The following is a 26,669-nucleotide window of genomic DNA, read 5'->3' as shown; positions in this document are numbered from 1 at the left end:
TGTTAAGATATTTTTCTGCGAGGCATGCAATTCCGCTGAACTTGTCTTTGTAGCTATGGTATATCTCATCTATGGCAGTTTCTTATGCAGCTGGTTTCGGTAACTGTAAGGGTAGGTGCACCCGGTATGTTGATAGCATCTTTGGGTTTTATAGTGATGATATAAAGTTTGTTTAAATAATAAGTGTTGAAAGTGCAAATAGGTTTGCAGTCGGAGTAATATGATTTCCATGAAAAGAAGGCAAGAAAGAAAAGTATGGTCCGATAAGATATGCCGCTATTGCCTACTGATTATTTTTATTGAAAAAAAGAATGAAACGGGTTCCCTTACCTGCTGATGATTCTACTTTTACGCCTACATTATTAGACCGGAGAATCGTATAGGTATTAGACAGGCCAATGCCCAACCCTCCTGGCTTAGTGGTGAAGTAAGGGGTGAATATTTTTTTGATGTTATCCTCGCTGATCCCGCAGCCATTATCTTCTATTTCGACAAGAAATTTACCATAAACTGATTTGGTTACCAGTGTAAGGATACCATTTTTGGAAGACATCGCATCAATGGCATTAATGATGATGTTTGTCAAAGCAATTTTCATTCTCAGGCCATTCAGCTCTATGGTACAATCATGTTGTTCATACTGCTTCCTGACCACGATATTTTTAAGCTGGATACGATCTGCTGCCATCTCCAGTACTTCCTCCAGCAGCTGATGAACAGCATGCTGTTCTACCGGTACTTCATTGGCATGTTGGTATTTAATCAGCTCAGTAACGAGATCGTTAATACGTACAGAGCTACGCATAATAATATCCAGGTAGCTTTTCAAATCGTCATTTCTGGTAATGGATTCGATCATCCCCACGGATAGATTAATATTGGTCAATGGATTTCGGAGTTCATGCGCCAGGCTGGCGGTCGGCTGTCCGGAAAACACTTTTGATTTTTCAGCAACTATCGGTAACGGGTAAAAGTTATTAGGGGCTACAGGTGAAAATACTTGGGTAGCAAAATCTGTATATGAGTCATGGCCAGCTATTTTTTTGGTATTGATACCTGCAGTCGATGTTTTCATTTCTTAAGGATTTATGCTGGATGTAAAGGTGAATAAAATTTTTGTTAGCACTATTATAGCCCGCAATGAATTAGTTACATAATTCACACATTCGCTGGTATCTTTGAAGCCGGTGTTAGTTTAAGCTGTGCCACTGCCACGAATCACGCCCATTAATACAACAATTACTGCGATAACAAGTAAAAGATGTATAAGGCTACCTGCGGCAAGTCCAAAAAATCCAATTGCCCATATAATTACTAATACGACGGCAAGGAGATAAAGTAGATTTCCCATGATGCATATTTTTTAAAAGGAGTACTAAATAAGAAAATCTTTACTCATACCCGCTTTTAATAATGGTCTGAATCATTTTGAATCTTCCATTGGGTTTTATGAAATTAGGTGCGTGTGCAGGTATGATGATACCTTGTCCTGATTCCAGGTAGTTGGATTTACTGTCAATGACAATCTCCGCCTTGCCTTCAATAATCTGGGCAAAAGTATCAAAGGGAGAAGTTTTTTCCGTTAGTCCTTCTCCGCTGTCAAAAGACATAATACTGATATTACCGGTTGATTTTTTAATAATCGTTTTAATTACTACAGCGTTGGCCATATACTCAATAATCTCAACAATAATATGTGATTTTGACTTTTCCAGTTCGGAGTTATCCAGGTATTCATTTTTATCGTTGTTGTCCATAGTCTGCAGTTGATTGACCGGTTTATACGTAGTCAATTCCAATAGCAAAGGTCCGCTGCTTTTTATTGATAACCATTACACAAAAACATAAATAAGTTGTAAGATTCACACATCGTCTAACATGGAACGTCTTTTTTCCTTTAGTTGCCGGAAATGGGAAGGGGTGAGTCCGGTCACTTTTTTAAACTGCGTAGAAAGATGTGCCACGCTGCTGTAATGCAGCAGATAAGCAATCTGCGTGAGGTTAAGCTCATTGTATACGAGTAATTCCTTTACCCGTTCTATTTTGTGGGCGATGATAAATTTTTCGATGGTAATACCTTGTACTTCTGAAAAGAGATTGGCGAGATAGGTGTAATCATAGTTTAATTTCTGGCTCAGGAATTCAGAGAAATTGATGGTCAATGGCTCGTCGGTGTAATGCACTAGTTCAATAATTACATTTTTTACTTTTTGAATGAGAATACTTTTTTTGTCATCCATTAATTCAAGGCCCCATTTCAATAGTGCTGATTTGAGCTGACTATGTTGTTCCGCAGAAATAGTAGAAAGCACTTCCGCTTCACCCAGTTCTACCATACCAAAAGGTAACCCGAGTTTCGTCAGTTCTTCCTTCACCAACATCTTACAACGGATGCAGACCATATTTTTAATGTATAGTTTCAATTGAGTTGATTTTTAATCAGGTATTTATGCTTATGCGCCCGGTAGAGCAGGAGAGGGTGGCTGCTCGGGTTATGTTTAGCAGTATTACCCTAAATATAGGCATAAATTTTCTGATTCAGCTATTTCCCATACTATCAGTAATAGCAAAGACTACCAGGTAAGGCGGCCGTTTGAAACCAGAAAATGTCACTGATATCCATTTTAAAAGGTGTTAAAAATAGTATTTACTACAAGATACATTGTAAGTATAGCTGTGCTATCGCAGCCATAACGGGAATACCCCGACGGGAAAATATTTTTATTAAAGTATTGGTTGATGAAAGGTCAATGCCGACGGTGCTTTCAGGGCAGTGAAAAATAATAGCAGGGTTGGTCGTAAAGGTCAATGCGGTGTGACTACCCGTTCGCTTTATGGTGAGAATCATTGTCTGTAATGCTCCCTTTGAAATAAGTACGGAGCGTACCTGATAATATTATTATAGCTACCGTTGCTGATCTGCAGTAGCGTATGAAATGTATAATGTTAAAGTTTGAAACCGGATGATAACCTGGAGGCGGGTTGTCAATATAGGCATTTGTATAGAACGGGATGGATAAGCATGATTTTTTATGCCTGTCAGGTATAATGGTAATCAATGATGCGTGTTATTTCAGCAATGATTGATGTTAAATAATCTTTCCGGAATACATAATATATATAGTATTTCCGGATGAGACGAAAATTATCCAGCTACTGAAATAGTATTGTTGCATACCTTGATTAGCTAAATTAGACAATAGGAATACGTTTGACCCTTACTTAGCTGTTTAGTATGAAATTTTATATATGGCGTGTATGGACCGGCAAGCTGGTCTGTCTGTTATGGAGCTGCTTGCCCGGTCTGCTCCCGGCACAAACTCCGGATACCTCCTGCTATGGGTTCAGGCATCTGCGGATGATGTATAAGGGAGATCCGGTAGAGATACTGGTAAAGTCCGGGAAAGGAACGGAGATGAAAGTAAAACCGTTGTTATTGTTTTGCCAGGGCAGCCTGCCGGTTCCATTAATTATTACTTACGACGCCGGTGGACAGCGGGCAATTTATCCGGTGTTTGTTTTTAATCCCGACAGCTTATCCGCGCAATATCACCTGGTTATTATTGGCAAGCCCTATATACCGTTGGTAGCTGATCAAAAAAATCTAACCAGCGATTTGACCTGCAGTGACAGTACTGGTAACTTTCCGCGACAATACATAGCGCGAAATCTGCTTTCCTATTATGTAAACCGGAATAAAGCCGTGATCCGGTTTTTACGAAAGCAAAGCTGGGTTTCCCAAAAGGAATTGGTAGTAGCCGGACATTCGGAAGGTAGTACGATTGCTGCTAAATTAGCCATGGAAACTCCGGCTGTGACAGCATTGATCTATTCAGGAGGGAATCCGATGGGGCGGATCATGACCATCATCACCCGCAGCAGGCAGGTGGAAACAGATAGTACTCAAAGAGCAGCAGCCGATATCCGGCGCTGGGAGGAGGTAGTAGCCAACAAGCAGCATATCGGTGCGGCGGAGGGAGATAGCCCGCAAACAACATATGAGTTTTCGATTCCTCCTATCCGGTATCTTCGTAAACTAAAGATACCCGTGCTCGTTAGCTATGGCTCAAAAGATGCCGGGGCGCCGTTTAATGATTACTGGCAGGTGGAAACCATCCGGCAGAAAAGAAAAAACTTTACATTCAGGACTTACGTCGGCACAGAACATAATTACTTCCCGCTAAAAGCGGATGGTAGCATCAACTATGACATTTTTAACTGGGACCGGGTAGCAGCGGACTGGCGGAAATGGCTGATCGCAAAATAAATGGAGGCGTTTACATTTGGCAGAAACCTCATTTTTCTCCATATTGCCCGACGTATCTTACACATTAGTATGTTTGGCATGAAATATATAGCATCATATGGATTTTGGAGCTAACTGGCAACAATATACGCAACTGGATGTATCCCTGTTGCCGGACGACCCGATTACCAGCCAGGTATTGAAAGGAGTACCGGGTAACAGCACGTTGCGGATTGGTACGTCCGGCTGGAGCAGAAAGGAATATGCCGGTACCCTGTATCCCAAAGGGCTCAAAGAAACGGCTTTACTGACGGAATACGGCCGGTTGTTTAACTGTGTGGAGCTGAATGCGACTCACTATAAAATATATAGTCCGGATGCGATCCGGAAATGGGCAGAGAAAGTAAAAGGAAGAGACTTCAGGTTTTGCCCGAAGGTACCGCAATCTATCAGTCATAACAGCTCTCTGATTAATGCGATGACAGAAACCGCGGCTTTCCTGGAGGGGATACGTGCTTTTGAAGACCAGCTGGGACCTGTATTTCTGCAGCTCAGTGAATATTTTTCGCCGGTACGTAAACAGAACCTGTATAAATATCTGGAGCAACTACCCCGTGATCTGACATTTTTTGTGGAGGTCAGACATCCGGATTGGTTTGGCAATGAGGCGGAACGCCGGGAATTTTTTACTACCCTGCATCAGCTGGGGATCGGCGCCGTACTCACGGATACGCCGGGTCGCCGGGATTGTTTGCATATGGGACTTACACTGCCGAAGCTGTTCCTGCGGTTTGTTACCCAGGGCGGGCATCCGCTGGATAAAGCCCGTTTGCTGGATTGGATCCCCCGGCTAAACGCCTGGAAGGACCAGGGGTTGGAAGATATTTATTTCTTCCTGCATGTACATGATGGTAAATACGAAGCCGGATTTTATGAAGAAGTACAGGCCGTATTTGGCCTGACACCCCAGCCGGCACAAACACAATTATCACTTTTTTAAATACCCTGTTGGGGAGCGTAATAAATAAACAGCCGGAAGCAGCGCATGGTGCTTCCGGCTGTTGTTATAAAGGACGGCATTATTTTTTTACCAGTCTGTAAATGCTTTTCAGGATGCCCGCGTAAGGGCTGAGTGCCAGACAGTGTTTGAAAGCTGCTTTATTGTTGCTGCTTTCGCCCCGGTTGGCCATTGCTGCCAGCTCATAAAAGCTCCTGGCTCTGTAGTAGTTACCATTAGCAGGAGTCTGGAAGCGGGCATTAATTTGCAAAGAATCTCCTCCCCATAAATGTTTGAAGGAATACAACAGTGCATTGGAACTAAGACTGATATCACAGGTATCCTGTGTATATCCGGTCTGGTGCAGTTGCTTACGGAAGTCGAACCCGAAGGCCTGTTGATAATCCGTTAACCAGATTTTCATGGTAGGGTATTTTTTTACAAAAGATACCTGCTGATTGATCTGGAGAATTTTTTCTGTAAATTTCTCTGCTGCGGTAGCCAGTTCCTTTACTTCCACTTTTGCGGGGTGGGCAACATAGCTCACTTCGTTACTATCTATTTTGCGGTAATCTGCCAGGTACTTGCTGATAGCAGCGGTAGAATCGTGTGCAGTCAGTGCTTCCCATTGATCTCCCGGATAGAGGACAACGGTTTCCGTCTTTAAGGTATCGGTAATAAAGTCATAAACGCGGTCTACCCGGTTCATGCCGTTATTCATGTATTTATTTTCTTCATGGCAGAAATATACATAGCTGGCAAAAGGAATGATGGCCTTTGGCGCAAAAACCTGTTGCTGTATGGCGATTCTCCGTAGCTTTTCAGCAGAAGCTTCTTCCCGTTCTTTTACATCATCCGTGTTACCTACTTTGTTGGCATAACCAAACTGGGTAAACAGGATGTCCACCGGACCCGTTTTAGCCTGGATGGATTTTGCATCTTCCGGTGTACAGATAATACAATCATTCAGATTCAGCAGATTGTATTTGTCGGTTTTGATATAAAGCCAGGAATCGCCGTCTGTAAATGGATTACACTTACATTGTACATTGGCGGAAAGCGAATAGTACTTATCTGTTTCCATTTCTACCACGGTACCAAATCCAGCTTTTCTGCAATAGTCTGCTACCTTTCTGTCGGTGGTGTTCTGGAACAATACCGTAATCTTTTCCCGGTAAGCTTTGGGTATTTTGTTCAGATTGGGTGGACTGAAATGGTCCGGGTGTTCGTGTGAGAACCAGATATGCGTAATGGTGGAAAAATCCTCATACTGTAATACAGTATTGGATAATAATGCCCAACCATTGTCGAATGCAGTTCCTTCCATCCATGGATCAGTAATCAGCCGGATGCCATCATATTCAAATATAAAAGAGGCATGGTTTACCCAGGTAACATTCATAAGTATATGTTTAGCGTCAATTCAATATTATCGGGATAAAAATATCCTGTCAGCATTAGGTCCTTAAATAAATTAAAAAAATAAAATATATGTATAAGGATGTTGGCCGCAATTTACATAAATATCAACAAAGTGCAAGTGCGTGAAACGTGGTAAACTGGCTATAGCTGGCGGTTATACACGTGTATCATGATAAAGAGAGAGGAGGGGATGCATACTGGCAGGCAGCAATGTAATAGGGGTGATTTGCCGGGAATGAGCTACTATACTGCATTGCAGCGGATAGAAGGCGGCCGTGAAATGGGTAGTCGCAGGCTTATTTCGCATCTAACGTTATCGGGCATACTTTTTTTAAGAAATTGTTAAGCTTGGAAAGATGATGACGTGACACGATAATTTTAGCTTGCATGAGCAATGGTTTTATAACTCCTCCGGAGAAAAAATGCTTGTTGCGCGAGATGAAATAGCTGTTAACATCCGGAATAAATGCCAATCCATGTATAGAATCCGGTTGGCCGACGGGGCCGGAACTCATCTTCCATTGCGGCTTTTATGTTATCTTTGCTGGCCTGTCATCAACGGATTTCGCGGACAGTAAATAATGTGCTATGTATGACCTTGTGTTAAGTAAAATGGATGCTTACTATCCCCTGAGTGAGGCGTGTCAGCAGGACCTGATGTCACTGTTTAAATACAGTACCATCAAAAAAGACGATTATCTGTTGAGAATGGGAACGGTGCCCGGATACTATTATTTCATCGTGAAGGGACTGTTTGCCTATTATTATATTGCTGCCAACGGAGATGTCATCATCAAAAAATTCTTCGCAGAAAATAGTTTTGTGGCCTCCACTTCCGCATTGATTGAACAAAAGCCCGGCCTGTTTTCTATTGTAGCCCTGGAGGATGCGGAATACATCCGGTTTGCGGCAAAGGAATTCCGGGACCTGTTCCGGAAGCACCATGACCTGGCCATGTTTCAGATTAACTACTTAGAGAAAAACTGGATCGTCGATAAGGAAAACGGAGAGATCTCCCTGAAATATGAAACCGCGAAAGAGCGGTATATACAGTTCCTGGAAACCTATCACGACATACAAGGCCGGATCAAATTGCACCACATCGCTTCCTTCCTGGGCATTACACCTACGCAGCTCAGCAGAATCCGGAAAGACATGGATTTTTAACCAAATCAACATATGTAAATGTTCAGTAGTACCGGTTAACAGAATTTTGTGTGATCAATCATTCAATATTCAAACAAATGAAACAGGTATTATTGGCCGTATTTTTATGTGGTGTGCAGTGGGCACAGGCCGCCCAGGTGGTACGCCGGGATGTTTTTAGTCCGGCTATGGGAAGAATCATTGCCACCATCCTTGTGGTGCCGGAAACAAAAACAGGAGCCGGATTTAATACCGTGTATGTGTTGCATGGCTATAGTGGTAATCCGCAGCGTACCCTCGACCAGGATGTTCCCGCATTGAAAGAGCGGGCAGACCGGGAGCAAACAATTTTTGTGATGCCGGATGGCAGCTTCTCCAGCTGGTATATCAACAGCCCGGTGAGGAAAAATTCTCAATATGAAACCTTCGTTGGAGTAGAACTGGTAAAGTATGTAGATACCCATTTTTCCACCAGGAAGGCAGCGACGCACAGAGGCTTGCTGGGCTGGAGTATGGGAGGATACGGTACGATGCTGATCGGTACACAGCATCCGGAAACATTTGGTATACTGGGCAGTGTATGCGGTGCACTCGACTTCCGGACGTTCGGAAAAGATTATCAGGTAAATGACATGTTGGGTGAAGATACGTTGACGTGGCGCCCTTATGTGATGGTTAACCGGATTGCCTGGTTCGAAAACAATCCGCAAAAACTGATCCTGGACTGTGGTACGGAAGATCCTTTTATTGGTATGAACCGGGCGTTCCATCAATTACTGACCAGTCGTGGTATACCGCATGAATACATAGAGCGGCAGGGAAAGCATGATACGGCCTATTGGGCTGCTGCTATGGAAGTGCAGCTGGATTATTTTAAGCATTTTTTTGAGCAGTAGCATCAGAAAAACAGGTAAATTACCAGTCAAATCCGCTGACCTATGCGTAAACAGACTCCCTTTACCTTAAAGATTGCTTCTCCTTGCCAGCAGTCGTGGCATGATATGCGTGAAACCACCTCCGGCCGTTATTGCAGTCATTGCAGCAAAAACGTCATTGATTTTACCACTATGAGTGATGCAGAAATAGAACAGCTGCTGCAGGATAATACGCAACAGTATTGTGGCTATTTTAAGGCAACACAGATAAATAACACCTGGGGTACCGCTGATAAGCATAAACCCCGTACTGTTTTACCTGCTGCCATGGTGAGTGCCTTGCTGCTTGCTGCCGTCGGCAATAGTGAGGCGCGGCCGCCAGCGCCGTTGGTGACCACCGTACATAATTTTCCTGTTAATCTACCGGTGGAAGCCTCCTTCGCTGATACCAGTGCTCCCGGTAAAGATTCCTTGCCGGAAGTGAGTGGGGTTGTCAGGGATAAGGATTCCCATGATCCTTTAGTGGGTGTTGTCATAGAAATAAAAGGAACCACCTATCGTGCCATAACAGACGTAAAGGGCCGTTTTACGCTGAAAATTCCGGCAGAGGTGGATGCCAGGAAAATAAAACTGATATTTTTATATATAGGGTATGAATCAAAGGAGCTGAAAGTAAAAGGGCCTTATCCCATGCAGGTGACATTGGAGCTGAGTCAGACTGTGATGGGCCAGTTTGCCATCGTCAGAAAAAAAACGGGTTTTTTAGCGGACCTCCGGTCGCTGCTGGGTATCGGATAAGCAAAGTGTATAAAGATAATGATGAAATTTTTTTTGTTATTACTGTTGCTGCCATTTTATACGACGGCACAGGTAACTATGCTCCCCGCAGCTGTCAGTCATAGGTTAGCGGATGTGATGTCGGTAGAAATGAAGAAAGATCCTTTTCGCACTTACATGTATCATATATGGGCACAAAAAGGGTATAGTAAAACGGAGCTAAAAAGAGCGGAACGGCAGCTGCATAAGGATGTTCAGGTACTGGATGATATACTGGAGGGATTGTATCATTATCCCGGTGGCATGCCCGATTCATTGCAAAAAGCAGGCATGTCGTCAGCGGATATAGCCATGCTGCAGGCATATGCCACCAATAGGTTTACGGCTACTGGCAATAAAGGAGCCAGATACTATACTGGTACCAGCCGCTTCGAAGACGAAGCAGGGAATTGGTGTCTGTGGGTGACCTTTGATAAAGAGAATGTGGTGATCAGAACCTATCCCGGTCCTAATAACTACACTTATCGGGTTAATCATCAACTACAACATGTTACTATGGGCAAAATTATTCATGATACGATATACGTGCAAAATAGTAAGGGAGCGTTGTTGGCGCAGTATTATTATTACGATAAAGGGAGATTACTGGAGATCAATGAGGGAGAGATAGAGCGTGTTCTTACCCCAATACCGGACAAGATCAATTGGGCGCAGGCTTTTAAAGAAGCCACTGCTAACAGGGAAGAAGAGGTTTTTGCCTTTGTGGAAATGCAGCCGTCATTTCCGGAGGGAGAGCCGGCACTGAAGCAATTTATAGCGGCGCATATGCAGTATCCTAAGACAGCACTGGAAAATAAGGTGACCGGTATTGCTTTTGTACAGTTTGTCGTAAAGTGGGATGGAACGGTGACGGATATAAAAAGTGTGGGCAGAGGCCTGGGATATGGACTGGATGAAGAAGCGCTGTGGCTGGTGTCGATCATGCCGAAATGGGAACCCGGTGCACAAAATGGTAAACTGGTAAATGTACGGGTTAACCTGCCTGTTAAATTTATATTGCCCGGGAGATGATATCCGGGACATAACTTTTTAAAAAGAAACCCTGTTAATGCCTCTCTCCGAAGAATTACATGGTTATAATGCACTCGTACAGCTACATATACACCTGTAGTTGTGTTACTACAGTCAAATACTAATGCTACTACATAGTCGTCCCGCAGGCTGATGTAAATTTGCCAAATCTTATTACTTGTTTTTAATCCGGTCTGCAAGATCGATGGTCTGCTACAGGTCTGTAGCTGCTGGCTATCTGTTGTACGGATGCTGAAAACAGTTGAATAGCGTAGTGGCTGTGTCACACTTTTTTGATTGTCTTAAATGATGTGAGTAAAGCGACTATATAAAATAAGTGCGGAGAAAATTATGGTTACACGGTATGATGGTATAATCGTTACCGGAGAAATCCTTTAACCCCCTGTATAAGCAGGTATAGTAACCATTAAGTTGCCCTGGTATCATACGCAACAGCCGTATGCCCCCGGAGAGAGTCATTTACACCGGTACTGCGCATGATAACGGTCCGGTGATACAAAGGTGGTAGATCATACACCGGCAGGCATGCATCGCAGCAAATGGACAGCCGCTGTGATGCAGGGTACTGTTACTTTACCACGTAGTGGTACAGAGAATCTGCAGGAAACGATGCGGCTGTTATCCAATGATACGGTGGTCATCCCTGAAGTAATGGTACCAGCTGCTGCCGGTCGGTTGTCTGAACCGGGCAATACCCCATGTTGCCATCAATAGCTGTACCACCCAATACAAAAGCAGTCATAGTAAAAATGATAGTGGTTAACCATCGCGTATATCGGAAATGTATCCCTTTTTTTAATTTACAATATGCAACATAGTTGCATATTGTAAATTAATGTTTACTTTCGCAATCCGGTAATACAGCAACCGGTCGTCAATACCTATATGTACTGGTTTATCAACATAGCACCCGTATTTGTCCGCAGGAAGTGGCCGCACGGCCGCGGGATAAGCGCTGTGTTGTTATTACTGCTGCTGGCAGTACCTGCTGTGGTGGAGACCATACACGGGCAGGCATGTATATCGTTGAATACGGCCAGCCAGATCAGCCGCAAGGGAAAACATACACACAGTATTCATCTCCCGTATAAAAAATGTAACCTGTGTGAAGTGATCAAACAACAGGTACATGATTCCTATCTCTTGCCACCGGCATTACCGGATATTGGCCCGTTACCGGTATATCTCTTGTTGCCCGATACCCGTACCTCCTTGTTGGGCATAGTATCACCTGCCCGCAGTAATAAAGGCCCTCCTGATAACGCTCCATACTATTATTAAGACTTCCGTGTCAGCGGAAGATACTACCTGTTATTTACTGTTGTCAACCAGGAGAGGAGTCCCCTGTCCTATAATTTATTATCATGCTGCAAGCGATATCGTTATCGAAACAATACCAGTCTTCCTATGCCCTCAAAGAACTGAACCTGCAGGTAAATGCCGGCGAAATATGCTGTCTCCTTGGGCAGAACGGCGCAGGGAAAACCACTACCATCAACCTGTTTCTGGGTTTTATGGCACCTACTTCGGGCAAAGCACTGATCAACGGGCAGGAAGTAGTGCCAGGTGCAGCTGCTACCCGTAAACACGTGGCCTATATTCCGGAAGTAGTCATGCTGTACGGACATTTAACCGCCATCGATAACCTGGATTATTTCAGCAGGCTGGCGGGGTTTCGCTATGATACCATCCGGTTGTCGGAATTGCTGGCGCAGTGCGGCCTGCATCCGGATAAACACCGGCAGCCCTTAAAGGGCTTTAGTAAAGGCATGCGGCAGAAAGTAGGAATTGCCATTGCCCTCGCAAAGAATGCGGCCGTTATCCTGATGGATGAACCTACCAGCGGGCTGGATCCCCGCGCTACAGATGAATTCACCGGACTGGTGAAGGAACTGGGGCAACAAGGCAAAGCTATTCTGATGGCAACTCATGATATCTTCAATGCGGTGAATATTGGTACGCATATCGGTATCATGAAACAAGGCCAACTCGTTCATACCATGCAGGCAGGAGATATCAATGCCAATGATCTGCAGCAACTGTATCTGCAAACTATTTAAAACTGACATCGTGATTGTATTTTCATCTTCCCGCCTGCTGCAGCTGATCGGCTTATGCAGTGCCGGTTTATTATTGCACAGGCCAGCCATCGCGCAACATAAAAAAGATACCGGTTTTATACCTGCTACCGGTGAAGCCCTGCAAACGGTAGAGGTGCGTGGTACGCGTACCCGTAAATATTTCAGTGACTATTCTTTTTCCGCTACTAAAACAGCTACTTTAAACAAAGATATTCCCCAGGCCATTGCCACTGTTTCTAAAGAACTGATTGCAGACCGGCAGGCATTCACACTGGCAGATGCTGTGAAAAATGTAACCGGAGTGGTACCCGCCAGTTTTTATAACCAGTTCACCATCCGCGGTATGAGCCAGAATGAAGAAGGCGTCATTATTAATGGGATGCGTACCCGGCAATATTTCTTTAACCAGCCCCTGACCAGCAACCTGGAACGGATTGAAGTGATCAAAGGACCTGCCAGTGCCACCTTTTCCAGTGTGGATCCGGGTGGTAGCATTAACCTGGTTACCAAAAAGCCGCTGACCGAAGACCGGAAACAGGTAAATATTTCCGTTGGCAGTTTCAGTACCATCAGAGGTGGTCTGGACTTTACCGGTCCGCTGAATAAAGAGAAAACCTTACTATACCGGTTGAATATCGGTTTTGATGATAGTAAAAGTTTCCGCGACCTGCAATACAGAAAAGCCTGGCTGATCGCTCCATCCTTTTCCTATGTTCCGAATGAGCGTACCAGTTTAAATGTGGAGATGGTCTTTAATGATACCAAAACCCGCCTGGACAGAGGGCAGGCTATCTTTGGCGCCATCGCCGGCAAAACAGACCTGCATAGTACCCCGCCGCGTTTCAATATGGGCGGAAGCAACGATTATTTCAATACCCGTGATCTTATGCTGATGGCCAACTTTTCTCATACATTAACAAAGGGTATTGTCTTCAACGTGGCCTACATGAAACAAACATGGAATGAAGACCTGCTGGAACACCGTACCACCAATGCATTTGGGGTAGATGAAAATAACCGGCCGGTGCCTGCACTCGCGGGCATGCGTGCGGTACAACGTCAGCAACGGTGGAATACGGATAACCTGAGTGCCTATGTGAGCATACAAACGGCTACGGGTATACTGCAACATCACCTGGTGATAGGATACGATCGTATCCATACTCAAAAATACCGGGGCGGTGGAGAAAATATGGCACAGGGCTACCGGCTGAAAGATGGTACCATCACGGCTAAATATGATCCGGCAAAAAAAGATGCTTATCTCTTTAAAAATATAAATGGCGTAAATATACCTGTGCCCAATGTGGATCACTTTAACCTGGCTAGTCCGGTATATGTACTGCATAACGTGAACGACTATGTTTTTACAAAACAGGAAATTCCACCAGCCAGTTACCTGGTAAATGGTGCCTATATCCAGGATCAGGTAAAATATGGTCCCCTGACGGTAACCCTGGGCTTAAGACAGGAATGGTATGCCGATGAGGGCAACTATCAACTGCCAGCTCAGTATACCGTATCCGGACAAAAACTACTGCCTCGTATCGGACTTACCTATGCAGCAGGCACCCACATCAATGTGTATGGTACATATTTGCAGGGGTATCAGCCACAGGGCAATACGTCCACTTTGGTGATTGTACCACCACCCGCCGGCACCCGTTTCAAGCCACTTGAAAGTGACCTGAAAGAAGTAGGGATGAAATCCACCTGGCTCGATCAGCAGCTGCAGGTAAATCTGGCTGTTTTTGAAATCAACCAGAAAAACCTGCTGATGAATGCCAATGATCCGCTGGACGCTAACCGCCTGATAGAACGGGGGGCGCAGCAAAGCCGGGGAGTGGAAGTAGAAGCGGCAGGGCTGATCACAGCAGGGTGGCAGTTCAATGCCGGCTATAGCTTTATAGATGCGGTCATCAAAGCAGATAATAACCCGGACCTGGTAGGAAAAAGAGTACAGAATACGCCCCGCCACAGTGGGCATATATGGACCCGCTACGACCTGCACCGCGGCAAATGGTGGAAAGGACTGGGCTTTGGCGCAGGCGTGCAGTATAGCGGCGATAAACTACCGGCATACGTACGCGATTTTACCGTGCCCGCCTATACGTTGTTAGATGCGGCAGTATATTATACACCCCCCAACAGTAAAGTACAGCTGGCGGTTAATATCAATAATATCACCAATAAAACCTATTGGATCGGCGCACAGCATTACCTGCGGTTATTTCCAGGTACACCCCGGAATATTATGTTTAACGTAACCTATAGATTCTGATAAGCGATGAATACTGTTATATTAATTGCAGGCCGCACCTGGAAAACCATTTTCAGCAATAGGGCAACAATGGCGTTGACACTTTTTCTGGGCCTGGCTTTATGCCTGGCTACCTATACTGGCTGGGAACATTATCAGTCACAGCAACGCCAGCGGTTGAAATATAAAGCTATTGTTAGAGCGCAGTGGCTGGCCAAGCCAGATAAACATCCCCATCGGATGGCACACTACGGATACCTGGTATTCCGCGATCAGCATGAACTTAGTTTTTTTGATTTCGGAATAGAAAGTTTTGCGGGTGTATCCATCTTTCTGGAAGCGCATAAACAGAATACGGCCAATTTTAGTGAAGCCGGATTTTCCGGTGGTATGTTGCGTTTCGGAGAGATGAGTGTAGCGATGGTATTACAGTTACTGGTACCGTTACTGATCTTTTTCCTGGGCTATAATGCCATATCCGCAGAGCGGGAATCCGGTACACTCAAAATTTTGTTATGCCAGGGAATCAGCTGGGAGCAGCTGCTGGCGGGCAAAACATTAGGTATTATCGGGGTCGTTTTTACATTGTTTCTCCCGGTGATGTTGCTGACAATGTTAGGCTGGGCAGTATTGAGTAACGGGCATTTATCAGCCGATGCGATACAGCGTTTTGGCTTGCTGCTGGCAGGATATACGATGTATTTCAGTATCTGTGCCGGCGTAGCGGTGTGGGTGTCTGCCTGTTGCAGCACGTCCAAAGTAGCGCTGACGATATTACTGGCAGGGTGGGTGTGTGGGATGATGATCCTGCCCCGGTTGACGCAGGCAATTGGTGTACAATTACATCCTGCCCCTGCCAGAATTGAATTCGCCGCCAACGTGGAAAAGGAATTGCACCGGCAGGGTGATAGCCACAACCCGGATGATCCGCACTATGCAAAGCTCAAAGATTCCCTGCTGCAGCAATATAAAGTAACAGATGTTAAACAACTGCCTTTCAATTATGGTGGCTATGTGATGGCAGAAGGTGAAAGAATTTCTGCCGCTATCTATAACCGGCATCAGCAAAAGTTGACAGACAGCTATCAAAAACAAAACAGTTTTACGATCGCTGCCGGTTATCTGAACCCATATCTGGCTATCCGGTATTTATCTATGGCACTGACGGCAGCAGATTTTGATACCTACGCTGACTTTCAGGATCAGGCGGAAGCATATCGTTACCAGCTTGCCCAACAAATGAATAAACTACAGATGAAGTACATCAGCAATGCTACTCCGGGCGATACCGATAAACCCGCCACTATCAGTCATACCCACTGGGCATCTATGCCTGATTTTCAATATCATTTTAAACCGGTAGCGGCAGTGGTGCGTACACAGGCTGCCACTATCGGAGCATTGTTGTGCTGGCTGGCATTGATCATCGGCTGTTTTCTGGGCGCTTCAAAATGGGCTAAATCTTTATAATCAAACACAGGTCTTTTGTATGGAGTTCAAAATATTTTTCAGCAACCGGTCAACGGTATATGGCGTGTTGATCCTGTTGTTCAGCGGACTTTTTGCCTTATATCTGGGTAAAACATTTATTGCACAGCAACAGACGGTAATAGAAAAAGCGATCCGGCTGCAGCCGGAAAACACGGCACGTAACCGGCAATACTTTGGAAAAGAGCTGGGAACACTGATGTACCATAATAAGTTTACCATGATACACCAGCCGGATCCCTGGGCGGCCTTTTCAAACGGACAACGGGATATATATCCTTATCAGCTGTCAGTGAGTATGCTGGGGTTACAGGGGCAGTTATATGATACGGATCTGCATAATCCGGTTACGTTATTGCTGGGTAATATTGACCTCGCATTTGTTTTTATTTTCCTGTTTCCGCTGGTGATCATTGCATTTACCTATAACCTGTTATCTGCAGAACAGGAATCAGGTACCTGGCGACTGATCGGGGCGCAGGCTATTCATCCCTGGCAGGTAATAGGCCGCCGTTTGCTGGTGAGTATAACCACCATATTTGCCGTAGCGGCATTGTTAATGATAGTGGCAGTAGTGTATCTGCAACTGCCGCCGGATATACGTTTATGGCGGGTGTCGGGGATGGTGGGGCTTTATCTGTTAAGCTGGTTTGCCTTAGCAACCTGGATCATCTCTATGGGGAAATCGTCAGATTTCAATGCCGCGGCATTGATTGCCTGTTGGGTGGTATTGCAGATGGTGGCGCCGGCAATATTGAATGTATGGGTTACCTGGAAGTACCCGGTGCCGGAGGCATTGGAAACCGTCGTGAAACAACGGGAAGGATACCACGAAAAATGGGATCTCGATAAAAAAAGTACCATGGATAAGTTTTATGCGCACTACCCGCAGTTTAAAAAATATCCTTTTCCGGAAGGGCAGACGTTCAGCTGGTACTGGTATTATGCAATGCAGCAGATGGGAGATGATGAAGCCGCACAGGGAGTGGCAGGTATGTCGGCGAAGCTGCAGCAGCGGCAGCAATTCACGGATATAGCCACGTTGCTGTTACCCGGTATTCAAACCTCCTTGCGGCTCAATGAAACCGCCGGCACTGATTTACAGCAGCACCTGCGTTTCCTGAAAGCGGTAGCAGCCTATCACGAAGAAGTACGGCTGTACTTTTATCCGTTACTGTTTACGGGCGTTTCATCGCAGCAGGTAGACTGGAACCGGTTTAAGGTGGCACAGTTTAAAGAGACGGCTGATGATAAAGGAGGGCTACAACTGTTGTCTGCCGGTATTTTCATCGTATTGTTTGCCGGTGGCGCCTTATACAATTATCGTCATCGGACCTATCATTTTTAAACCTTGCAGGATGAAAAAATTTTGTTGCTATCTGATGGTGCTCATAGGACTGGTCTTCACCGGATCGGCACAGGTAATACCTTTTGATTTTAACGGGCAACGGGTTATGCCGGGTACAAAGACTTCTTTTTTTATAACTGTCCCTGCAGGAGGAGACAGTGTGCAACTGCCGTTCACCGTGATCCATGGTAAAAAAACAGGTCCGGTAATCGGATTGATGGCGGGCGTTCATGGGTATGAGTATCCACCCATACTGGCATTGCAGGCACTTCCCGGCTATATTGATCCGGCACTGCTGACAGGTACAGTGGTGATCCTGCATCTGGCCAATGTACCGGCATTCCTGGGCAGGAGCGTGTATTATAATCCGATCGATGGTAAGAACCTGAACCGGTCATTTCCCGGCCATAAAACCGGTACGATCACAGATAAGATCGCCTGGTTTATTGCACATGATTACTTCCGGTATTGTAATTATCTGATAGATGTCCATGGTGGAGATGCGAGTGAAGATCTCCACCCGTATGTGGGTTATTACCGGAATGGTCCTGCTGCGGATTTGTCGCAGCAACTGGCCGTTGTTTCTGGTTATGATTGGCTGATAGCGGCCGACCTGCCGCCAAAAGCAGGAGAGGCAACCTTGTATGCCGGCCGCGAAGCGGCGATGCAGGGAATTCCATCCATCACCATTGAGCACGGCAAACTGGGCATCCCCGATAAAGCAGTAGCGGAGGTCATTCAGCAGCGGTTGCTGAACATGATGCGTTACCTGAAACTGTTACCGGGGGAAGTGGTCGCAGCTAACCAGCCGATGACCATCACCGGCCGGGCGAGTATTAAAAGTGAAGACAGCGGTATCATAAAAACAGACAAAAAAAGCGGCGATCTGGTGAGGAAAGGAATGAAGCTGGCAGCAATCACAGACCTGACAGGTAAGCATCTCCGGGATATTACAGCGCCGGTGGATGGCGTGATTATTTACATGCTGGCTACACCACCAGTCAATAAAGGAGAAACATTATTTAGCTTCGGCATACTGCCATAACGAGGGAAACGCGCGATGGTATAGCAGGAAGTGATTATCTTGCAGGCATCATAAACTGATAATGAACATGAAAAAGCTGCTCATAATACTGGTATTGTTAGGTTGGGGATACGGTGCCTTTTCCCAGACGACCGATAAAGACCGTAAAATAAAAACATTCCTGGAACTGACAGGCGCAGGTAAGCTGGGGGTACAGTTGTCGCAGCACCTGATCGCCAGTTTTAAGGGCCAGTTTACCGCAGTGCCGGCAGAGTTTTGGGAAAAAGCCACCAGCAATATCAATGCAGATGAGTTGATCAACCTGAGTATCCCGATTTATGCGAAATACTATACGACTGAGGATATCGATGAACTGATCCGGTTTTATAAAACACCGGTCGGACAAAAGGCGATTCAGGTAACACCTTTGTTGATGCAGGAATCGATGGAAGTGGGGAAGGTCTGGGGGCAACAGCTTGCGCAAAAAATTCTAAAAGAGCTGGAAGAGAAAGGATATAAAAAAGCAGAAAATTAATACCATAACTTTTTATACAAACAACAAAGGGAGCCACGCGGTTCCCTTTGTCGTTTTATTCCGTCCTGCGTTAGTTTTATTCCGTATCACGTCAGGCGGGGAGGGGCACGATGGATTACTTTTGGTACTCACTAAAAAGTATCCATCATGAGACTGAGTCATGTGTTGTTTAAAGTACGGCATTTGCATACAGCCGTAGAAAAATTGACCGCCGCCGGATTTAACGTGGAATATGGAACACGGCAGGATAAAGCCTATAATGCGATGATCTGGCTGGCAGATAATGTATTTGTAGAGATCTATGAAAACCCGGGCTTGCCTTTTTATGTCCGCCTGTACATGCGGTGGTTTGGCTATAAAGCAATAGCAGCGCGGATGGATAAATGGCAGGAGGTACAACATGGCTGGTGCGAGTGGTCGGTAGAATCGGAGCTGGCAGATCTTGCCCGGGAGGAACAACTGTTCACTGCTAAAAAGGTCCCTTATAAAACGCATATAGGTAAGCGTACCAATACGATGAATCAGTTATTATCCTGGCACCTGATTTTTCCGGATGACTATCGCCAGCCCTTTATTATGTCTGCCTATACACCGGATCCCAGGCCCGCTATGATCAGTCACCCTAACGGAATTACGGCCGTAGATCAGATCATGGCAGGCGAAGAGCACCTGGATAAGGCATTATATAATGACCTGCATTTAGACTGGACTAAAATCAAATTAATACCCGGTAAGTCCGGATTGCAAACCGTTATTTTCCGGGATTCGACGCTCCGGATAGAAGACGTTTTAGGATAAAAAATAGTTACATATTTATTGATAATTTATCATAGGCAATAAAGGGAAAAACGTACCTTTGAACTTTCTTATGAACTGGAAACCAACAGTTAACCCGTCCCTGGTACCTGCAACAGCTATTGGTGTTGCCAGTATGGATAACCGTAATAAAGATAATACTACCGGGACTGCAGCAGGCCTGGAAAAAAGTATAAACGCCAGCGTTCAAAGAGAAATGTAACAATTATAAAAACGATAAAATTATCCTGAAACTATGAAACGATGTTTGTTTACCGTTGCCCTGAGTTGTATGATGGTGCATTCCTATGCACAAGAGACTTTACAGTCAGTCACGGCTAATGGAAATAAGACAGATAGGCGTCTGATTCTCGGCGACAAAGAAGATGGTAAGAGTAAGATGTTTATTGACGGGGGGATCTCCCTGAGCGCCGGATTGGATGGTAACAGTGATCGTCCTTCCCTGCTGACTTCTACCATTATTGAACTCCGTGGCCAAAGCAGTACCTCTTACTTACAAGACGATGGTTTCTTAAGATTAACCGCGGGTGGCGGAAAATATGCAGGATCCAAATCCTTTATTGACCTCAGTGGTTATTCCAACAAACCGGATATGCTGCAGAATATTGTATTTGGTACCTCCGGCGGAGAACAAATGCGTATTACCAATTTGGGAAATATTGGAATGGGGGTTAAAAACCCTACTGCAAAACTGGAAGTACAGGGCGATGAAGTGGTGTATGGCAGAATTACGAGCAGCAGTAGTAGTAATGAACCCAGTCTTGGTGCATGTATTTCATTGGTAAATACATCTAAAACAGGAAATGGCCAGGGCAGAATGTGGAACATCTATAATATGTCCGGAGGCTATGCGAATTGCCTGGGTTTTTATGCCTATGATGCCAAAGGATGTGCTGGCGGAGGCATGTGTGCCCCCCGTTTAATATTAATGGATAACGGGAACGTAGGTATTGGTACCACCAACCCGCAGTCATTGCTCTCCGTGGCAGGAATCATTACGGCACAACGGGTAAAAGTCACCACAACCGGTTGGGCAGATGATGTCTTCCGCCCAGGTTATACATTGCCTACCTTACAGGAAGTGGAAAAATACATTCGGGAGCACCAGCACTTACCAGGTATTCCGTCTGAAGCTACCATTATCAAAGATGGCCTGGATATGGGAGATATGCAACAACAACAAATGAGAAAGATTGAAGAGCTGACGCTGTACCTGATTGAACAGCAAAAACAACTGGCGGCACAGCAACAGTTAATTACTTCCCAGCAGCAACTACTGATGGCGCAGGACAAACGGCTGAAAGAGTTGGAAAATAAACTGGTAAAATGATGAAAATAGCCAGATATCTGGCTATAGATAAGTAGTGAAATAGCAAATTAAACAGTATTACTACGCGGTTACATCTTTTATCAGTAGGTAAACTGGAATAGAAAGAAAAATATCATTTGTTGTAAACAATTATAAAAACGATAAAATTATCCTGAAACTATGAAACGATGTTTGTTTACCGTTGCCCTGAGTTGTATGATGGTACATTCCTATGCACAAGAGACTTTACAGTCAGTCACGGAGAGAGGAAATAAGACGGATAGGCGTCTGATCCTGGGCGACAAAGAAGATGGCAAGAGTAAGATGTTTATTGACGGAGGGATCTCCCTGAGCGCGGGGCTGGATGGTGCGAGTGAACGTCCGTCCCTGCTGAATTCTACTATTATTGAACTCCGGGGTCAAAGTAGTACCTCTTATTATCAGGACGATGGTTTCTTAAGGTTAAGTGCGGGCGGCGGAAAATATGCAGGATCCAAATCCTTTATTGACCTCAGTGGTTATTCCAGTAAACCGGATATGCTGCAGAATATTGTATTTGGTACCTCCGGAGGGGAGCATATGCGTATCAATAATTTGGGTAACATTGGAATCGGGACTAAGGAACCTGGTGCAAAGCTGCATGTACAGGGTAACATCATGGCAATGGGTCAGCTTATCAGTAGGATTGATAATCCTAATGTAGGCGGAACAATTGCCGTGGTGAATCCTGCTAAGGCAGCAGATGGACAGGCCAGATTATGGAATATCATGAATATGTCCGGAACTTATGGCAATAGCCTGCAATTCTGGGCCTATGATGAAAAAGGCTGTACCGGCGGAGGCATGTGTGCGCCCCGTTTAGTATTAATGGATAACGGGAACGTAGGTATCGGTACCTCCAAGCCGCAGTCATTGCTCTCGGTAGCAGGGATCATTACAGGACAGCGGGTAAAAGTCACCACAACCGGTTGGGCCGATGATGTCTTCCACCCAGGTTATACATTGCCTACCTTACAGGAAGTGGAAAAACACATTCGGGAGCACCAGCACTTACCAGGTATTCCATCTGAAGCTACCATTATCAAAGATGGCCTGGATGTGGGTGACATGCAGCAACAACAAATGAGAAAGATTGAAGAGCTGACGCTGTACCTGATTGAACAGCAAAAACAACTGGCCGCACAGCAACAGTTACTGGCTGCACAGGAAAAACGCCTGAAAGAACTGGAAAGTAAACTGTCGAAGTAAAAAGATAGCTTATCTTACGATCATTATCAAACAGCCACGCGATTTTCGCGTGGCTGTTTGACATATGTCAAATGTTGCTCCTTCGGAATTGGTTATATTGCATCGCTTTTATACGAGTGAGTAAATTTAGGTACGCACTATGCCTGGTACGATCTTTTCCCTGCATTTCGTGGTGTGTCCGCCGGTTTTGAAATGAAAACAACCATTTATTGTCTATATCTTTTTTTGCTTTTACATAGCCATTTTATCTATGCAAACGAAAGCCGGACGGAAAAGTCCGGCTACACGATCCGTCATTATACAGATGAAAACGGACTACCCCAGAATAGTGTAAAATACATAGCCCCCGATGCTGCCGGCTTTCTGTGGCTCCTTACCGAAAAAGGCCCGACAAGGTTTGATGGGCGTCAGTTCCTGCAGGTGGGCCGTGGAAATTTTGATACTATTGGCGGCCGGATGATTTTCTTCTATCCTCATGATACCCAAAGTAGTTGGCGGGCCATGACAGAAAATTACCAGATATTCACCAGTGATAAAGGGAAAATGGTATGGGCTTCCTCACATGATAAGGCTTACAGCTACCTCATGAAAACGAGGGTGCTGGATAGTTTTCTGGTAAACAAACTCCCGGATGTGAACCTGCATACCTGGAAAAATGCCACGTTTACATTTCCCCGGACGAAGGATGAATATTTTTTGATAAGTAATGACACCGTGCGGTTGATGAAAAACAGCCGGGAACAATACCGCTTCACTGTACCGGCATTACCTCATCAACGACTCTTTGTGTTGGGCGGCCGGTTATGTTATATCAATCATCAGGGAGATGTTATCTTTTATGAAAAGGAGAAACCCCGGAAGGTGTCTGTAACCGGAGCGCTGGCACAACAAAGGTTGTTACAACAGCCCATAAAGGTTTTCTGGAACCTGGCCATGCAACAGGTATTTATCGGTATAGCTGATCAGTGTTATCTGTTGCAGTTGATGCCGGATGGTACGGTACATACCTTGGAAGTGTTGAATGGATTTGACTTTACGGGGAATGCCATTGTTTCCATGTACTATGATGAAAACCATCACCGGCTTTTCCTGGGCAGTACTTCAAAAGGACTCTATGTATGCAGCCGCCAACAGTTCCGGACACGGAAAGCTGGCAATAAAAACAATGAAGTATATTATGCCCAGGCGCCCTATGGCAATAAGGGGGTATTGACTGCCAACGGAGTGGTGTTTGATTCGGCAGCAGTGTATACCGTTCCGCTGCTGAGCTATATCCGGAAGACCGGAGATGACTACAGTATGGTACAGGAGCCGGGAGGGAATTACTGGTTCAAGCATGAGAATATGTTGTACCGGCTGAATAAAACACTCACGGCGATAGACTGGCAACAGGATATCGGAGAATTTATCAGCCAGCTTTATCTGGACAAAGAAGGACGGCTGTGGATTGGGGGCATGAAGAAGGGGTTATACATGATAGATACCAAAGCGCAGGTACTACAACGGCAATTGTATACGCCGGTGATAGTAGACCCGGCTTTTATGAATGCGGAAACACCGGATGTACTATGGATCGGCACAGCAAAAGGTTTGTTCCGGTTGCACTTGCAGGATCACCGCATTGATACCCTGACGGCCCTCCGGGGAAAATATATCCGCAGCATCTATATTCCTGAAAGCGGAGAAATATGGATAACTACCTATGGCGATGGCATCTTCCTGTATAAAAATAATCGCCTGACACAACTGCCGATAGACCGCCGCCAATACCTGGCAACAGCGCATTGTATTTTCCAGGATACAAAAGGATACCTGTGGGTGACAACGAACAAAGGATTATTTCAGTTTAGTCGCCGGGATGGGCTGGCATATGCAGCTGGTATACAACAGGAGTTGTTTTACATGTATTATGGGAAAGACCAGGGATTCAATACCAATGAATTTAATGGTGGGTGTGAGCCATGCGCCTTGCAACTGGGAAATGGTGCTGTTTCCCTGCCATCCCTGGATGGACTGGTATATTTCGATCCCGCTGCTATCACTGCCGAGTTGCCGGCAAAAGGCATATTTGTAGATCGGGTAGAACTGGACACGAAAGAGGTAACGGCGGCACAAATGATAACGCTGCAGCCTGATTTCCGGCAACTGAAAATATATGTCAGCTCTCCTTATTTTGGCGACCCCGGTAACCTGCAGTTGTATTACTCCCTGAATGGGCCGGATCAGCAGAAAGCCCCCCTGTGGCTGCCTGTGAATGATGAACAGACGATTGCTTTTGCTTCGCTGCCTTCCGGAGAATATGAATTACATCTCAGAAAAGTAAATGGATTCGGTAAACAGAACACGATCGAAGGCATATTCCGCATTGTGGTATTACCTGCCTGGTATGAAACAACGGGGTTTCGTATACTGGTAGCTGTTATATTACTGTTGCTGGTTTGGATGTTTTACCGGTTGCGGTTGCGGGGGATTCAGCTGAAAAACCGCCGGCTGGAATTACATGTGGCTGCACGTACAAAAGCATTGCATGAAACATTGGAGAACCTGGAGCTGTCTGAACAACAGCTACGCCGGCAGGCATTTATGCAACAACGGTTGCTGGCAGCCATCAGCCATGATATAAAAACACCGCTGGAATTTCTGGTCGCTGTAATGGGTAAAAGCTATCAGTTGCAGGTGGATATGGCCGCTGCGGAACGGGATGTAGCCTATGAAAGCCTGCAACGCATGTCGGTATTGATCGGGAACCTGATCCGCTATATGAAATCGCAGTACCGGGTGAATGGACCATTATTGGAGATCGTGGATATCTACCTGTTGGCAGAAGAGAAAATGCATATTTTTTATCCGATGGCACAGGCCAGGGGAGTGGTACTGGAGAATGATATTGTACGGGAAACAGCTGTATTTATCAACCGGCAGTTGTTGTCTGTTATCCTGCATAACCTGCTGGATAACGCGGTGAAGTATACGAAAAAAGGAAAGATCCGGATAACGTCGGCAATCGTAGGGCCCTATTTACTGATTGAATTGACAGATACCGGGGAAGGTATGCCCGTTGCATTGATGGATTGGATCAACCGCTTTGAAAAGAATGCCTACGATACGGCACAGGTTCCCTTTACACACACCGGGCTGGGTATCATGATGGTCATGGAATTGCTGCAGCTTATCGGGGGCAGTATTCTGGTCAGTACGCATGCGCCGGCAGGAGGAACAAAGATTGTATTAACGATGCCGGTTAACATGCCGGGAAATGATACGGCCTCGCCTTTTGCAGCAGTTCACTGATATTGTTTACTTCCAGCTTGGCAAATAAACGGGCTTTGTAGGTACTGACAGTACTGATATGTACATGCAATATTTCTGCTATTTTAACAATAGGAATGCCTCTTGTCAGCAGGTTCATCACATCTATTTCCCGGGCGGAAAGCTCCATAAAAGCGTTCTGCAGCTGTTTGTCGCCGGATTTACTCTGCAGTAGTTGCTGCTGGGTCGCCGGGCTCATGTATTTTTCATCTTTTAGGATGACCCGGATCGCCTGATTAACTTCTTCGGCTGCTGTGGATTTTTGCAGATAACCATCTGCGCCGGCCTGTAGAAAGTTGAGCGCATATAGTTGCTCATCCAGGGCGGAGAAAATCAGCACCTTTAAGGTCGGTTGCCGTAAACGGACTGAACTTAACATGTGAATATTATTGCCGCCTGGCAAATTGATATCCAGGATCAGCAGATCAAATAATTGTTGGCTGACAAGCTGTATCACTTCATCAAAAGTGGCTGCTTCCGCGATCGTTACCGGGGCAAATTCAGGCGCAATCATCAGCTTTAACCCCAGTCGGATGATGGCATGGTCATCGGCAATTAAAACATTCATCATTTAATCATCTGCTAAAATGGCGCTGTCTGGCAGCAGGGATCTTTATTTTCACTGGCGAAAGTAGTGGATTTTTTCAGCTTGTCTGTTGGGAATATGATTTGTCTGATTATTACTACAGGTGAAAA

At 45.3% G+C, this 26,669-nt stretch carries 27 protein-coding genes; 19 read left to right on the top strand and 8 right to left on the bottom strand.

Annotated features, from left to right (window positions below):
* Window positions 1-283: 283 nt before the first annotated feature.
* The 4 genes from OL444_RS21640 to OL444_RS21625 all read right to left on the bottom strand — a co-directional run bounded on the left by OL444_RS21640 (window position 284) and on the right by OL444_RS21625 (window position 2,423).
* Window positions 284-1,075, bottom strand: coding sequence for a two-component system sensor histidine kinase NtrB (locus tag OL444_RS21640; protein WP_264729763.1), 792 nt, complete (start codon window positions 1,073-1,075; stop codon window positions 284-286).
* A gap of 120 nt (window positions 1,076-1,195) precedes the next feature.
* Window positions 1,196-1,351 carry a lmo0937 family membrane protein gene (locus OL444_RS21635; protein WP_264729764.1) on the bottom strand — a complete coding sequence of 52 codons (156 nt, stop codon included), beginning with the start codon at window positions 1,349-1,351 and terminating at the stop codon, window positions 1,196-1,198.
* A gap of 40 nt (window positions 1,352-1,391) precedes the next feature.
* Window positions 1,392-1,757 (bottom strand): cupin domain-containing protein, encoded by a 366-nt coding sequence (locus tag OL444_RS21630; RefSeq protein WP_264729765.1) that lies wholly within the window; start codon window positions 1,755-1,757, stop codon window positions 1,392-1,394.
* A 105-nt stretch (window positions 1,758-1,862) separates the two neighbouring features.
* Complete coding sequence (locus OL444_RS21625) at window positions 1,863-2,423, bottom strand: helix-turn-helix domain-containing protein (RefSeq protein WP_264729766.1); 561 nt, start codon at window positions 2,421-2,423, stop codon at window positions 1,863-1,865.
* A gap of 812 nt (window positions 2,424-3,235) precedes the next feature.
* Between OL444_RS21625 and OL444_RS21620 the strand changes: the two genes are divergently transcribed.
* A complete protein-coding gene (locus tag OL444_RS21620) occupies window positions 3,236-4,267 on the top strand; it encodes an alpha/beta hydrolase family protein (protein WP_264729767.1) in 1,032 nt (343 codons plus the stop codon).
* A gap of 97 nt (window positions 4,268-4,364) precedes the next feature.
* On the top strand, window positions 4,365-5,246 hold the full coding sequence (locus OL444_RS21615; RefSeq protein WP_264729768.1) for a DUF72 domain-containing protein: 882 nt from the start codon (window positions 4,365-4,367) through the stop codon (window positions 5,244-5,246).
* Between the two features lie 79 nt (window positions 5,247-5,325).
* Here the strand turns inward: OL444_RS21615 and OL444_RS21610 are convergent, their stop codons facing one another.
* Complete coding sequence (locus OL444_RS21610) at window positions 5,326-6,645, bottom strand: MBL fold metallo-hydrolase (protein WP_264729769.1); 1,320 nt, start codon at window positions 6,643-6,645, stop codon at window positions 5,326-5,328.
* Between the two features lie 174 nt (window positions 6,646-6,819).
* Window positions 6,820-6,972 carry a hypothetical protein gene (locus tag OL444_RS21605; protein ID WP_264729770.1) on the bottom strand — a complete coding sequence of 51 codons (153 nt, stop codon included), beginning with the start codon at window positions 6,970-6,972 and terminating at the stop codon, window positions 6,820-6,822.
* 281 nt (window positions 6,973-7,253) lie between these two features.
* On the opposite strand from OL444_RS21605, the gene OL444_RS21600 reads away from it, so the two are divergent.
* From OL444_RS21600 to OL444_RS21525, 16 genes are all read left to right on the top strand, one after another.
* The gene (locus OL444_RS21600) at window positions 7,254-7,832 is read left to right on the top strand and encodes a Crp/Fnr family transcriptional regulator (RefSeq protein WP_264729771.1); all 579 of its coding nucleotides are present in this window, start codon (window positions 7,254-7,256) and stop codon (window positions 7,830-7,832) included.
* 77 nt (window positions 7,833-7,909) lie between these two features.
* Window positions 7,910-8,707, top strand: coding sequence for an alpha/beta hydrolase (locus tag OL444_RS21595; RefSeq protein WP_264729772.1), 798 nt, complete (start codon window positions 7,910-7,912; stop codon window positions 8,705-8,707).
* Window positions 8,708-8,749: 42 nt separating this feature from the next.
* Window positions 8,750-9,484, top strand: coding sequence for a carboxypeptidase-like regulatory domain-containing protein (locus OL444_RS21590; protein WP_264729773.1), 735 nt, complete (start codon window positions 8,750-8,752; stop codon window positions 9,482-9,484).
* An 18-nt stretch (window positions 9,485-9,502) separates the two neighbouring features.
* Window positions 9,503-10,534 (top strand): energy transducer TonB, encoded by a 1,032-nt coding sequence (locus OL444_RS21585; protein ID WP_264729774.1) that lies wholly within the window; start codon window positions 9,503-9,505, stop codon window positions 10,532-10,534.
* 546 nt (window positions 10,535-11,080) lie between these two features.
* The gene (locus tag OL444_RS21580; protein WP_264729775.1) at window positions 11,081-11,269 is read left to right on the top strand and encodes a hypothetical protein; all 189 of its coding nucleotides are present in this window, start codon (window positions 11,081-11,083) and stop codon (window positions 11,267-11,269) included.
* 171 nt (window positions 11,270-11,440) lie between these two features.
* Window positions 11,441-11,836, top strand: coding sequence for a hypothetical protein (locus tag OL444_RS21575; RefSeq protein ID WP_264729776.1), 396 nt, complete (start codon window positions 11,441-11,443; stop codon window positions 11,834-11,836).
* Window positions 11,837-11,919: 83 nt separating this feature from the next.
* On the top strand, window positions 11,920-12,615 hold the full coding sequence (locus OL444_RS21570; protein WP_264729777.1) for an ABC transporter ATP-binding protein: 696 nt from the start codon (window positions 11,920-11,922) through the stop codon (window positions 12,613-12,615).
* A gap of 10 nt (window positions 12,616-12,625) precedes the next feature.
* Window positions 12,626-14,917 carry a TonB-dependent siderophore receptor gene (locus OL444_RS21565; RefSeq protein WP_264729778.1) on the top strand — a complete coding sequence of 764 codons (2,292 nt, stop codon included), beginning with the start codon at window positions 12,626-12,628 and terminating at the stop codon, window positions 14,915-14,917.
* A gap of 6 nt (window positions 14,918-14,923) precedes the next feature.
* Complete coding sequence (locus OL444_RS21560; RefSeq protein ID WP_264752034.1) at window positions 14,924-16,366, top strand: ABC transporter permease; 1,443 nt, start codon at window positions 14,924-14,926, stop codon at window positions 16,364-16,366.
* A gap of 19 nt (window positions 16,367-16,385) precedes the next feature.
* Window positions 16,386-17,732: a DUF3526 domain-containing protein gene (locus tag OL444_RS21555; RefSeq protein WP_264729780.1), complete on the top strand. Its 1,347-nt coding sequence runs from the start codon at window positions 16,386-16,388 to the stop codon at window positions 17,730-17,732.
* A 10-nt stretch (window positions 17,733-17,742) separates the two neighbouring features.
* Window positions 17,743-18,777, top strand: coding sequence for a succinylglutamate desuccinylase/aspartoacylase family protein (locus tag OL444_RS21550; protein ID WP_264729781.1), 1,035 nt, complete (start codon window positions 17,743-17,745; stop codon window positions 18,775-18,777).
* A 67-nt stretch (window positions 18,778-18,844) separates the two neighbouring features.
* On the top strand, window positions 18,845-19,291 hold the full coding sequence (locus OL444_RS21545; protein WP_264729782.1) for a DUF2059 domain-containing protein: 447 nt from the start codon (window positions 18,845-18,847) through the stop codon (window positions 19,289-19,291).
* Between the two features lie 147 nt (window positions 19,292-19,438).
* Window positions 19,439-20,089, top strand: coding sequence for a VOC family protein (locus OL444_RS21540; RefSeq protein WP_264729783.1), 651 nt, complete (start codon window positions 19,439-19,441; stop codon window positions 20,087-20,089).
* Window positions 20,090-20,147: 58 nt separating this feature from the next.
* Window positions 20,148-20,309, top strand: a complete 162-nt coding sequence (locus tag OL444_RS21535) for a hypothetical protein (RefSeq protein ID WP_264729784.1) — start codon at window positions 20,148-20,150, stop codon at window positions 20,307-20,309.
* 33 nt (window positions 20,310-20,342) lie between these two features.
* Window positions 20,343-21,437, top strand: a complete 1,095-nt coding sequence (locus tag OL444_RS21530; protein ID WP_264729785.1) for a hypothetical protein — start codon at window positions 20,343-20,345, stop codon at window positions 21,435-21,437.
* A 159-nt stretch (window positions 21,438-21,596) separates the two neighbouring features.
* Window positions 21,597-22,664 carry a hypothetical protein gene (locus OL444_RS21525; protein ID WP_264729786.1) on the top strand — a complete coding sequence of 356 codons (1,068 nt, stop codon included), beginning with the start codon at window positions 21,597-21,599 and terminating at the stop codon, window positions 22,662-22,664.
* A gap of 315 nt (window positions 22,665-22,979) precedes the next feature.
* Here the strand turns inward: OL444_RS21525 and OL444_RS21520 are convergent, their stop codons facing one another.
* Entirely contained in the window at window positions 22,980-23,141 is a 162-nt protein-coding gene (locus OL444_RS21520) for a hypothetical protein (protein WP_264729787.1), read from the bottom strand.
* 24 nt (window positions 23,142-23,165) lie between these two features.
* Here OL444_RS21520 and OL444_RS21515 point away from each other — a divergent pair, with 24 nt between their 5' ends.
* A complete protein-coding gene (locus tag OL444_RS21515; protein WP_264729788.1) occupies window positions 23,166-25,955 on the top strand; it encodes a sensor histidine kinase in 2,790 nt (929 codons plus the stop codon).
* Here OL444_RS21515 and OL444_RS21510 read toward each other — a convergent pair.
* Complete coding sequence (locus OL444_RS21510) at window positions 25,906-26,544, bottom strand: response regulator transcription factor (RefSeq protein ID WP_264729789.1); 639 nt, start codon at window positions 26,542-26,544, stop codon at window positions 25,906-25,908. The genes OL444_RS21515 and OL444_RS21510 overlap by 50 nt on opposite strands.
* Window positions 26,545-26,669 lie beyond the last annotated feature (125 nt).

Origin of the sequence: Chitinophaga nivalis, assembly GCF_025989125.1 — a bacterium.
GTDB lineage: Bacteria > Bacteroidota > Bacteroidia > Chitinophagales > Chitinophagaceae > Chitinophaga > Chitinophaga nivalis.
The sequence above is the reverse complement of the archived record's forward strand: the minus strand, read 5'-3'. Positions and strand labels throughout refer to the sequence as shown.

Coding starts and splice junctions, on each gene's coding strand:
- OL444_RS21615 (WP_264729768.1), top strand. CDS start 4,365: ATGGATTTTGGAGCTAACTGGCAACAATATACGCAACTGGATGTATCC.
- OL444_RS21590 (WP_264729773.1), top strand. CDS start 8,750: ATGCGTAAACAGACTCCCTTTACCTTAAAGATTGCTTCTCCTTGCCAG.
- OL444_RS21515 (WP_264729788.1), top strand. CDS start 23,166: ATGACAGAAAATTACCAGATATTCACCAGTGATAAAGGGAAAATGGTA.
- OL444_RS21585 (WP_264729774.1), top strand. CDS start 9,503: ATGATGAAATTTTTTTTGTTATTACTGTTGCTGCCATTTTATACGACG.
- OL444_RS21595 (WP_264729772.1), top strand. CDS start 7,910: ATGAAACAGGTATTATTGGCCGTATTTTTATGTGGTGTGCAGTGGGCA.
- OL444_RS21555 (WP_264729780.1), top strand. CDS start 16,386: ATGGAGTTCAAAATATTTTTCAGCAACCGGTCAACGGTATATGGCGTG.
- OL444_RS21520 (WP_264729787.1), bottom strand. CDS start 23,141: ATGAGGATAGAAGAAAATCATCCGGCCGCCAATAGTATCAAAATTTCC.
- OL444_RS21510 (WP_264729789.1), bottom strand. CDS start 26,544: ATGATGAATGTTTTAATTGCCGATGACCATGCCATCATCCGACTGGGG.
- OL444_RS21575 (WP_264729776.1), top strand. CDS start 11,441: ATGTACTGGTTTATCAACATAGCACCCGTATTTGTCCGCAGGAAGTGG.
- OL444_RS21530 (WP_264729785.1), top strand. CDS start 20,343: ATGAAACGATGTTTGTTTACCGTTGCCCTGAGTTGTATGATGGTGCAT.
- OL444_RS21620 (WP_264729767.1), top strand. CDS start 3,236: ATGAAATTTTATATATGGCGTGTATGGACCGGCAAGCTGGTCTGTCTG.
- OL444_RS21525 (WP_264729786.1), top strand. CDS start 21,597: ATGAAACGATGTTTGTTTACCGTTGCCCTGAGTTGTATGATGGTACAT.
- OL444_RS21560 (WP_264752034.1), top strand. CDS start 14,924: ATGAATACTGTTATATTAATTGCAGGCCGCACCTGGAAAACCATTTTC.
- OL444_RS21605 (WP_264729770.1), bottom strand. CDS start 6,972: ATGCGAAATAAGCCTGCGACTACCCATTTCACGGCCGCCTTCTATCCG.
- OL444_RS21630 (WP_264729765.1), bottom strand. CDS start 1,757: ATGGACAACAACGATAAAAATGAATACCTGGATAACTCCGAACTGGAA.
- OL444_RS21600 (WP_264729771.1), top strand. CDS start 7,254: ATGTATGACCTTGTGTTAAGTAAAATGGATGCTTACTATCCCCTGAGT.
- OL444_RS21580 (WP_264729775.1), top strand. CDS start 11,081: ATGCATCGCAGCAAATGGACAGCCGCTGTGATGCAGGGTACTGTTACT.
- OL444_RS21635 (WP_264729764.1), bottom strand. CDS start 1,351: ATGGGAAATCTACTTTATCTCCTTGCCGTCGTATTAGTAATTATATGG.
- OL444_RS21610 (WP_264729769.1), bottom strand. CDS start 6,645: ATGAATGTTACCTGGGTAAACCATGCCTCTTTTATATTTGAATATGAT.
- OL444_RS21540 (WP_264729783.1), top strand. CDS start 19,439: ATGAGACTGAGTCATGTGTTGTTTAAAGTACGGCATTTGCATACAGCC.
- OL444_RS21570 (WP_264729777.1), top strand. CDS start 11,920: ATGCTGCAAGCGATATCGTTATCGAAACAATACCAGTCTTCCTATGCC.
- OL444_RS21545 (WP_264729782.1), top strand. CDS start 18,845: ATGAAAAAGCTGCTCATAATACTGGTATTGTTAGGTTGGGGATACGGT.
- OL444_RS21640 (WP_264729763.1), bottom strand. CDS start 1,075: ATGAAAACATCGACTGCAGGTATCAATACCAAAAAAATAGCTGGCCAT.
- OL444_RS21550 (WP_264729781.1), top strand. CDS start 17,743: ATGAAAAAATTTTGTTGCTATCTGATGGTGCTCATAGGACTGGTCTTC.